This window comes from Bartonella sp. ML70XJBT (assembly GCF_028618425.1).
Lineage (GTDB): Bacteria > Pseudomonadota > Alphaproteobacteria > Rhizobiales > Rhizobiaceae > Bartonella.
Genome location: NZ_JAQISX010000030.1, coordinates 1 through 10172 on the forward strand (window position 1 = coordinate 1; position 10172 = coordinate 10172).

Here is a 10172-nt window from a genome sequence, read left to right on the forward strand (position 1 = left end):
TTTTTCCAACTAGGAAATTTTGATTTAGAAAAAATTATACTTAAAATTAAAAAAATATTTGCAGCAAGTAATGCATTTTTAATATTAAATAAAATAGCATCCATAATATTTTCCAATTAATTAAATAATATAATATATATTACTATGATATATACAAACTAGTTAAACAATATATATTAATTTGTATAAAACTTAAATAAAGAAAATAAAATAAAAAACACGCTAAAAAATGAAATTATTCTTATTAATGATTTAATTTTTATATTTTTTTCATTTAAGCCCTTAGAAACATAATACAATTCAAATAAAGATATAAATATACTCAAACAACAAAATGCAAAAAATAATTCAGAAAACACATTAAAAATATACATAACACATAAATTTCCAAATTAATATATAATTAAATTATTAATGAATTATATTTAAAAAACATTTGTAGACATATTAATAAACATGTCTACAATATTGCTATAAATTTAAAAACATATTAAAATATTGTAATTTAATAGCACGCATTATACTGAGAACCTATTCCTATAAGCCCTCCCGCACCATAGCCAAGACCACCGCCAATTCCGCCACCAGCAACCGCTCCTGGTATAATACCTGAACCACCTGGGAGTGCTCCCACAATACTTCCTACAAATACTCCACCAGTCTGCCCTAAATGATATCCGGTTAGTCCATATGAATTTGCTGTCGAGAGATAATCTCCAACAGTACACCCAGGCCGTGATCCACTGCTTGAAAAATTCATTGATGAAATATTTGACCACGTATTAGAAACATGAGACCAACCATTAGAAAAACTATAGCTAAATGAACGAAACATATAATTCCTCCTAATATCTATTTAAAAAAACTGCATCACAATGATACAGTGGGAACTGTCATTATTATGCTGTTTAATGAATATCAAATATAATTTTAAAAAATATAAATATAAATAATAAATACATTATGTTTATATTATATTCTTACAAATTGTATATTTCAATTAAGCAATAATAATATTTACAATACTGTTAAAATATGCGACATCCATCGCTCTTTGTCTTAAACAAACATAAATTCAAATGAAGCTCTCACAAGAAAAACCTGTAACCTTCTCTTGGTTTACAAGAACAACAAAGAAATATATTTATTATGTCATCGAACTCAGTTGCGTTGCTGTTGTTTTGCGTTTGCTGGGTTTGGTGAATCCTTTTATTTTTCAAGCAATTATTGACCGCATTCTCCCTTTTCAGCGTATTGAAAGTCTCTATGCTATCGTTGTCTTGATGGTTGCTATCATGCTGTTTAGCACAGCTCTTAGCACTCTATCAGGTTACCTAGGCACTTATTTAGCCAATCGGCTTACGCTAGAATTTGGACGGCGTATTTATACCCATCTTTTAAGCCTCTCCTTGTCTGTGTTACGTCATTGGCAAGTAGGAGAACTGTTTTCACGTATTGGAGAGGTTGATACAATTCGTATCTTTAAGAAAAAACTCTGTAAAAAATAAATTTATATGGATCTAGTATAAACCAATATATCTACGTAAATAATCAATAAGAGAATATAACATAAAGAACATAGCTATTTTAAATAATTCCCCCTTTGCATTTTTTTTCCAATTATGGGATTTGAATATATAAGGAATAATACATAAAAATCCAAATATAATTGTTGATATTAATGAAGCCGTAATACTATTAGAAAAATCTACCATTATAAAATCCAGCTCAACATTTTATATTCCTGAAGTTTATTTCATATATATATCTATAAATATATGTCTATAATGAAATTAACTTCAGGAATAATTTACTGGTTATTTTCTAAAAACAAATACCAGCGCTCTTTAATTTTTTAGTGGCATTGCATCCATTTACTTATACCGGCCCCAACTGCCCCCGAACCTATGCCAGTTACTGCTCCTGCCAAAGCGGCCGCCCCCACACCTTCTGGTCCTAATAGAGCACCTTTCAACGCATTGCCTGCTGCTCCTGTAACTGCTCCAGCTGCAGCCCCTCCAACAATTGTAACAGCATAATCAGTAGGACTACATGTTTCATAATGAAAAAAACTTGATGAATGTGAACTGCTGTGTGAATCATGTGATGAGCTTGAACTACCCATTTTTAGTCTCCTAATATCTATTTAAAAACTGTATCACAATAATACAGAGATAACTTCACTATTATACTGCCTAGCGAATGTCAAATATAATTTGTAAAAATAACAACAAAAATACTGTATAAAAAAATAAATACATTATGTTTATATTATATTCTCATAAAATGTATATTTTAATTAAGTAATAATACTCTTTACAATACTGTTAAAATATGCGACACCCATCGCTCTTTCTCTTAAATAAAATCATAAATTCAAATGAGTCATTCACAAGAAAAACTAGTTGCCTTCTCTTGGTTTACAAGAACAACAAAAAAATATATTTATTATGTCATCGAACTTAGTTGCGTTGCTGTTGTTTTGCGTTTGTTGGGCTTGGTAAACCCTTTTATTTTTCAAGCGATCATTGACCGTATTCTCCCTTTTCAGCGCCTTGAAAGTCTCTATGCTATCGTTGTCTTGATGGTTGCTATCATGCTGTTTAGTACCGCTCTTAGCACTCTATCAGGTTACCTAGGCACTTATTTAGCCAATCGGCTTACGCTAGAATTTGGACGGCATATTTACACCCATCTTTTAAGCCTCTCCTTGTCTGTGTTACGTCATTGGAAAGTGGGGGAACTGTTTTCGCGTATTGGAGAGGTTGATACAATTCGCGGGTTTCTAACAGGAACCATCGCCACAACTGTCCTGAATGTTCTGTTTGCAATTATTTATCTTGCTGCACTCTTTTCCATTAGTCCGAAACTTACCTTTATTGTTCTTATCATTTTGCCCTTACAAATGGGCTCTTTGGCATCGGTTGGTCCCTTTTTACGCCGCCAATTACGCCGTACATTCACTCTGCAAGCCGCCCATAAATCACGCCTTATTGAAAGCTTTACCAATCTTGAAGCCATCAAAGCACACGTAAAAGAATCTGCTCATACGATACGTATGCAAGAAACTTTAGCCCGCAGTCTCGATCAAAGCCTTACAACCAGTAAATTTCATCTTTTAAATGGAGCTTTAAGCCATATTTTTGGTGACCTTTTTACCATTTTTATTATCTTTTTTGGTGCTCAGGCAGTGTTGCAAAATCAAATCACACTAGGACAACTTGTTGCTTTTCATCTTCTCGCTGGCAATGTTTCTGGTCCTATCTTAAGCCTTGCCTCCCTGTGGGAGGAATGGCAGCATTTGAAAATCTCTCGTCTTCGTTTGGGTGATATTCTTAACGCACCTTCAGAATGGGAAGAAGAAAAGCCCCCCCTTCAACTCACCACAAGCCCTCAACTTGAAGCTAAAAATATCTGTTTTTCCTATGGAGAAACACCTATTGTTAACCATCTTGATATTTGTTTCAAACCTGGGAAACCCATTATGTTGCTTGGTCCTTCAGGCTGTGGAAAATCAACCTTTGCCAAACTCCTTTGTGGTCTTTACCCTCCAACAAATGGACAGATATTGATTAACAACCAATCTATACAAAACTTTGATATCCGTAGTGTGCGCCAAACAATTGGGTATTTTCCTCAAAGTCCTTGCCTTTTTTCCGGAACCATTCTTGAAAATATGCTTCTTGCAAAACCAAATGCCTCTGAGAATGAAATCGTTGCTGCCCTTCATGCAAGTGCTTGTCATGATTTGATTTCTCAATTGCCGCAAGGGCTTCATACCCAAGTAGGCGAGCAAGGTGGCTTTTTATCAGGTGGACAACGCCAACGCCTAGCATTGGCTTGTTTTTTTCTCATCGAACCGCAGATTCTTATCTTGGATGAACCCACTTCCGCTCTGGATGACAGGGTCAGTGCACAAATCGTTGAGCATTTATATAAAGTTTCACAAGAGCGTATTGTTCTCGTCATTACCCACAAAAGTGATCTTTTTCCCAAGCATGCAACCGTATTAAATTTCTCTGATCTGGAGGCAAAAAATGGCAGATAAGGCTCCCCATTTGCGCCCTTTATCGCCAACACTTCATATGGTGGTTACTGTTTTGGTCGCTTTATTCCTTTTTATTGTCATTGGTAGTTTTATCACCAAAACAGAGATTGTTGCACGGGGACAATGATCAGTTATTCCCACTTCCTATGTTCAACTCGTCCAAGCGCAAAATACAGGACGCATTGAAAAAATCCTCGTAAAAGAAGGGCAATTCGTTCATCAAGGGGACCTCCTTATTCAATTGGATCCGCGTGAAGCTCTCAATGAACGCGCACGCGTTCAAGCCGATATTGCCCAACAGACTCTTCAAGCCCAAATTGCCGCTGCGATTTTAGCGGCCTTGAATGAGCGAGATCCTTTGGAGAAAGATTTTGTAACAAAAGGGCTCGCTTATTTGCAGATTCCTCCCTCAAGCAGTACGACAGCAAAAATGGAGGGAGAAAAACTCATCCACGCTACTCTTCAATCATTACAAGATAAAGTAAAAGCACTGAAAGCCCAAGCTGATCGTGTTACACGAAGCGGTGCTGTCCAATACGCACAATTGGATAAATTAAAAGATGATCAGCAATTAAGCCAAGAAAAGCTCAAAGCAGCCAAAAGCTTGATGGAGACAAAAGTCATCAGCCATTCTCTTTATTTAGAACGTTTACATGACTTTAAAAATGTGGAACATGAAATTTTAGCCAATCAAAGACGCCTGGAAGAAAACAATGCTGAAATAGAAGCACTCCGTCAACAAAGACAAAGCCTTATTTCCGATGAAATCGCCCGCTATCGACAGCTTTCTCGTGAAACAGAACTCTCTTTGCAAAGCTTAAAAGCCAAACTTGACAGCAGCCAATATCGTCTTGACCACTTATCACTTTACGCCCCTGTTGATGGACGTATTGATGATTTAAATATCCACACTTTGGGTGGCTTTGTGGAAGCGGGGAAAACGCTCATGCGTATTGTCCCTGGCTCAGGTGGGCTTATCGTTGAAGCGTTTTTTGATAATCGAGATATTGGTTTTTTAGAAAAAGGCCAACGTGCTTACATAAAATTTTCTGCTTTTCCGCCTGAACGCTACGGTGTTATCTACGGCACAGTTACCAATGTAGGTGCAACAGCGCGCCATCAGCAAGAAATTAATGGTGTTTATGCTGTTTTAATCAAAATCGACCAAGATCACATCACTTTTAATCACAAAGAGCTTAAATTTATCCCTGGCATGACCGTGACAGCTGATGTCATTACTTCAAAACGGCGTCTCATTTCTTATTTTTTTGAACCTATCACAAAAGTTTTAGAACAATCCCTAAAAGAAAGATAATCTGTATGAATGAAACCCCATCTCCATCACTCATAAACCCAATAATGACTTTGGGTGCTATGGTCGTTTTAATGCTTCAATCCCCTCTACACCGCCGTTGGCGAATGTGGGATATTGAACGAAACTTAGGTCCAGCTTTACGGGTTGGGCAGTACAAACTCTATCAAAATGAACATGGAGAATTTTGTGCCTTTATCACTTGGGCTTTTTTAGATGAAAAAAATCATCAATCCATGCTTGAAAAAGGAGAGCTTTTGCCCAATGCTGACTGGAAGACTGGAAAATACGTATGGTTTATTGATTATGTAGCACCTTACGGTCATACTGCACATATTGTCCGCGATATGCAACGAAATATATTCCCAAATCAGCGTTATTGTTATGCTGTACGACGTAATGAAGATGGCGGAATACGAAAAATTGCTCGCTGGTGTTGCTACAGAACACAAAATCCAGCCAAATAGTTATTACAAGACAAGTGAGTATAAATCATTGACCCCCCTCTTATAGAAAAAAAGCTTTTAAAAGAATTCTTTGAACGATAGCTATAGTAAAAAAAACTTTACCATATTTAGAGCCAACCCGCTACAAATAGGTATTTCTCAGCTTACCAGACTTGTTATGAATAGCAACAGATGGCTAAGGGGGTAATCCACTCTCAAGCTAAACTTTGATTAACTAATTTCACTAGAATTGGCTGGGGTACCTGGATTCGAACCAGGGAATGCCGGTACCAAAAACCGGTGCCTTACCGCTTGGCTATACCCCAAAAAAATGTGCTTTACAGCCGTTTTTTGCACCTTATAGCGATTCCTATGAAGAGACGCAATATCTGAAAATAAAAGATCTTACTTTTTTATTATTAAAGTCTCTACACCTTGTACGATACGCAACGATACAAATTCCCAATAGAAACGAATAGACAGTTATTCTTTTAGCACAAGTCACAACCATTTATCCATCAATTATTTTGTCTTATTTTGCTTTTTGCTCTTTTATTAATTTCTTAAAAATAGAAAATGAAAATCTTATCATTTATGTCTCTAATAAATTAACATATGCTTTGCTTTTTTTGATATATTCAAATCTCATCTTTCTCAATTAAAAAACTTTTGCCCCATTGGAAGTTAGCAAAGTGTATGATATCCTGCTATACTCTTTCATTAAACGTAAAGATGATAATATCCAATGATTTTATATGCTATATTTATGAATAGCGCTATGAAATGAAATTAAGCGCATTGAAAAATCTTTTTTAAAAATATGACTTATGTAAACACCATAACACACTAATAAGCTGAGAATTTTTACAAAAATTAAAAGTATTTTATATCGTATTTGGAAAAATAGAGAGAAAAAACAAGGATTGATAGCTATCTCCCTTTACTTTTTATTCAAAAAATCATGCTATTTTTATCCATTCGTAATTGTAAAAAATCTTTAGAAGCACTATTTAGTATAGACTTATGTCCCTTTTGATTGGTTTAAATACATTTCCTAAGAGCTCTTTTTACAAAAAGAGAGACATTAAAATTAATTAACATATATAAAAGCATCCAACATTTGCTTTTAGATGCTGCAAATGGCAAATTAGATTTTCGAAGTGAGCTTAACAATTAGAATCGAGGAGATTTTTAAATGGCTTTTGAATTGGCTGCATTGCCTTATGATTACGATGCTCTTTCGCCTTATATGTCACGCGAAACGCTTGAATATCATCATGATAAGCATCACCTCGCTTATCTTACCAATACCAACAACCTTATAAAAGACTCAGGCTTGGAAAATGAAAGCCTTGAAGAGATTGTAAAAAAAAGTTTTGGAAAAAATACTGGTTTGTTTAATAATGCAGCGCAATATTACAATCATAACCATTTTTGGCATTGGATGAAAAAAGATGGTGGTGGTCAAAAGCTACCTGAAAAACTAGCAAAAGCTATTGAATCTGATCTAGGGGGCTATGACAAGTTCCGTGCTGATTTTATTGCTACTGCTGGTGCCCAATTTGGCTCTGGATGGGCATGGGTTGCTGTTAAAGATGGTAAGCTTGAAATTATGAAAATGCCTAATGGTGAGAATCCTTTGATTCATGATGCTCAACCTATTCTAGGTGTGGATGTATGGGAACATTCCTATTACATTGACTACCGCAATGCTCGTCCGAAATATCTCGAATCTTTTGTGGATCATTTGATCAATTGGGATTATGTTTTAAAACTTTATGAAGATTGCGGATTGTAAACTGTTTCGATAATTTCTAGTGTCTATAAGTCCCTATAATCTTATAAATTATAGGGACTGGCAAACAAAGATATTATAGATTAGCAACGATCTTTTCCTGCTATCTTTAGAATATATGCATAGATATAAGCAACTTCTTCTAACTTTGAAAAGCGTCCAGCCGCCCCAGCATGGCCTGAATCCATGTTAATACGCAATAAAATTGCATTATCATCTGTTTTCAACTCACGCAATTTTGCTACCCATTTTGTAGGTTCCCAGTAAGTTACACGAGGATCTGTTAATCCTGCGATTACAAGCATAGGGGGGTATTTTTGTGCTTTGACGTTATCATAGGGAGAATAAGAAGCGATAAGATTATAATCTTCTTGTGATTCAAGAGGATTTCCCCATTCGGGCCATTCAGGGGGCGTTAGGGGTAAGGAAGCATCAAGCATCGTTGTTAAAACATCAACAAAAGGTACATTGGCTATAATCCCAGCAAAATCCTGTGGTGCTATATTGGCAATCGCTCCCATCAACATGCCTCCTGCCGAACCACCATGTGCAATAAGCCGATCATGGGCTGTGAATTTATTGTTTACAAGATAGCGCCCACAAGCAATAAAATCAGTAAATGTGTTATATTTAAAAAGATGTTTTCCTTTCTCATACCATTCAACCCCTTTTTCTTTGCCTCCGCGAATATGGGCAATAGCATAAATAAAACCTCTGTTTACGAGAGAGAGGGCATTACTATTGAAACTGGCTGGTATAGAGATCCCATAAGCACCATAACCGTAAAGCAAACAAGGTGCACAACCGTTAAGGGATGTATTTTTATGATAAAAAAGTGAGATGGGAATTTTTTCACCATCCTCTGCGATGGCCATAACACGTCGCGTTATATATTCATCTTTATTATGGCCAGAGGGGATTATTTGCGTCTTTAGCAATATCCGTTTGCGACTTTTAACTTCATAATCAAATACTTTATCAGGCGTTGTCATCGATGAGTAAGAAAAGCGAATGGACTGACTATTATATTCCGCTGCACCTTGCAGACCTAAAGAATAAGCCTCTTCATCAAAAGAAATGGAATGGATTTGTTTCGTTGTACGCTCCATAATTTTTATACGAGGAAGCCCTTCAAAGCGTTCAAGCCAAATAAGAAAGTCTTGATACGCATCATAGGATAGGATTAAACGTCCAAGCTGATGAGACACAAGCTCTGACCAATTTTCTGATTGCGGAGCCGAATACGGTGCGACCATAATTTTAAAGTCTTTTGCATTATCTAAATTCGTAAGAATATAAAATACATCACCACCTTCTGTAAGTGAATATTCAATACCTTTTTGCCGTTTTCGTACACATTGAGGAACGCTAAGAGGCGCTTTAGCAGGAATTAACCAGATCTCTGAGGTTTCATGATCATGAATATTAATATAAATAACATCATGAAGCTTAGAACCGCTTACATTTAAGAAAAAACCTGGATTATCTTCACGAAAAATAAGATTATCTTGTGATTGATCCGTGTTTAGGCGATGATAATAGAGCTCTGAGGGACGGTGATTTTCATCCACCTTTGTATAGAAAAAGCCTTCAGATTGAGCATCCCACACAATTTGTCCGGATGTGTCAATTATGGTGTCCGTAAAATCAGATAATGTCTCTAAATTACGAATTTTAGCTGTATAAAATTCTGATCCTTTATCATCATAGGTCCATACAACATACCTATGATCAGGAGATTCTCGGACTGAACCAAAATTGAAATATTCTTTATCTTCAGCCAAAATATCACCATTAAGATAAACATGTCTTTCTTCACCATTTCTTGATGTTCGAAAATAATGTGGTTGTTGCCCTCCGGTAACATAAGAAAATCCGTAAGCAAAAGGTCCATTTTTTATAGGAACGGAACTATCATTCTCTTGGATCCTGCTTTTCATTTCGGTAAAAAGCAAATCTCTTAATGGCTTTGTATCAGCCATTTGAGCCGCTTGATAAGCATTTTCTTTTTCGAGATGATCTCGAATATTGGGATCAAGACAGTTAGGATTTTTAAAAACATCTTGCCAATTAGATGCACGTAACCAATGATAGGAATCATCACGAAAAATACCATGATGTATTTCCTTATGAGTGATTCTAGATGCTTTGGGAGGAATTGTAAAAGTGCGGGTCATACACAATCCTATATTTAAATATGTTAATAGCTTCGTTTATATGTTAGAATCACAATTATTGGTGCAAGTATAAAAATATAATTTCTACACACTTGCAAAAATAGCATCGCGATCATTTATACAATTAATATCCTTCTATTCATTAGCTATCATATATTCATTAGCTATCATAGCTATTGTTTTTGAGGGAGAAAACACCACTTTTATAATGGAAGTGACGGTAAGACAATTAAGTCAAGAAAGAATTGATTTTTTTGATACAGTATAAATGTATAATTTTACATAATATAATAAATATATCTAAATTATTATCATTTTATTATAAAAAATAAAAAAATATTATTTACATTTTAAGGAATATATGTATATTATAAGTAGTGATATTTTTTTATAT

General features: G+C 35.4%; 9 protein-coding genes and 1 tRNA gene. 6 read left to right on the top strand and 4 right to left on the bottom strand.

The window, feature by feature from the left end; all coding sequences use genetic code 11:
- Positions 1-505 precede the first annotated feature (505 nt).
- Entirely contained in the window at positions 506-835 is a 330-nt protein-coding gene (locus PVV65_RS08495) for a hypothetical protein (protein WP_273789867.1), read from the bottom strand.
- Between the two features lie 244 nt (positions 836-1079).
- On the opposite strand from PVV65_RS08495, the gene PVV65_RS08500 reads away from it, so the two are divergent.
- Positions 1080-1508, top strand: coding sequence for an ABC transporter transmembrane domain-containing protein (locus tag PVV65_RS08500; protein ID WP_273789868.1), 429 nt, complete (start codon positions 1080-1082; stop codon positions 1506-1508).
- Between the two features lie 347 nt (positions 1509-1855).
- On the opposite strand, the gene PVV65_RS08505 is transcribed toward PVV65_RS08500, so the two are convergent.
- A complete protein-coding gene (locus tag PVV65_RS08505) occupies positions 1856-2125 on the bottom strand; it encodes a hypothetical protein (RefSeq protein ID WP_273789869.1) in 270 nt (89 codons plus the stop codon).
- A 255-nt stretch (positions 2126-2380) separates the two neighbouring features.
- Here PVV65_RS08505 and PVV65_RS08510 point away from each other — a divergent pair, with 255 nt between their 5' ends.
- From PVV65_RS08510 to PVV65_RS08525, 4 genes are read left to right on the top strand one after another with little or no spacing between them, the layout of a single operon-like run.
- Positions 2381-4048: a peptidase domain-containing ABC transporter gene (locus PVV65_RS08510; protein WP_273789870.1), complete on the top strand. Its 1668-nt coding sequence runs from the start codon at positions 2381-2383 to the stop codon at positions 4046-4048.
- Positions 4038-4175 carry a hypothetical protein gene (locus tag PVV65_RS08515; protein WP_273789871.1) on the top strand — a complete coding sequence of 46 codons (138 nt, stop codon included), beginning with the start codon at positions 4038-4040 and terminating at the stop codon, positions 4173-4175. Before PVV65_RS08510 ends, PVV65_RS08515 begins: the two co-directional genes overlap by 11 nt.
- 6 nt (positions 4176-4181) lie before the next feature.
- Positions 4182-5363: an HlyD family type I secretion periplasmic adaptor subunit gene (locus PVV65_RS08520; protein ID WP_273789875.1), complete on the top strand. Its 1182-nt coding sequence runs from the start codon at positions 4182-4184 to the stop codon at positions 5361-5363.
- A 5-nt stretch (positions 5364-5368) separates the two neighbouring features.
- Positions 5369-5827, top strand: a complete 459-nt coding sequence (locus PVV65_RS08525) for a toxin-activating lysine-acyltransferase (RefSeq protein ID WP_273789872.1) — start codon at positions 5369-5371, stop codon at positions 5825-5827.
- 230 nt (positions 5828-6057) lie between these two features.
- Here PVV65_RS08525 and PVV65_RS08530 read toward each other — a convergent pair.
- Positions 6058-6132: transfer RNA gene (locus tag PVV65_RS08530), tRNA-Gln, on the bottom strand.
- Positions 6133-7001: 869 nt separating this feature from the next.
- On the opposite strand from PVV65_RS08530, the gene PVV65_RS08535 reads away from it, so the two are divergent.
- Positions 7002-7604: a superoxide dismutase gene (locus PVV65_RS08535; protein WP_273789873.1), complete on the top strand. Its 603-nt coding sequence runs from the start codon at positions 7002-7004 to the stop codon at positions 7602-7604.
- 80 nt (positions 7605-7684) lie between these two features.
- On the opposite strand, the gene PVV65_RS08540 is transcribed toward PVV65_RS08535, so the two are convergent.
- Positions 7685-9778: a S9 family peptidase gene (locus PVV65_RS08540; RefSeq protein ID WP_273789874.1), complete on the bottom strand. Its 2094-nt coding sequence runs from the start codon at positions 9776-9778 to the stop codon at positions 7685-7687.
- Between the last annotated feature and the right edge of the window lie 394 nt (positions 9779-10172).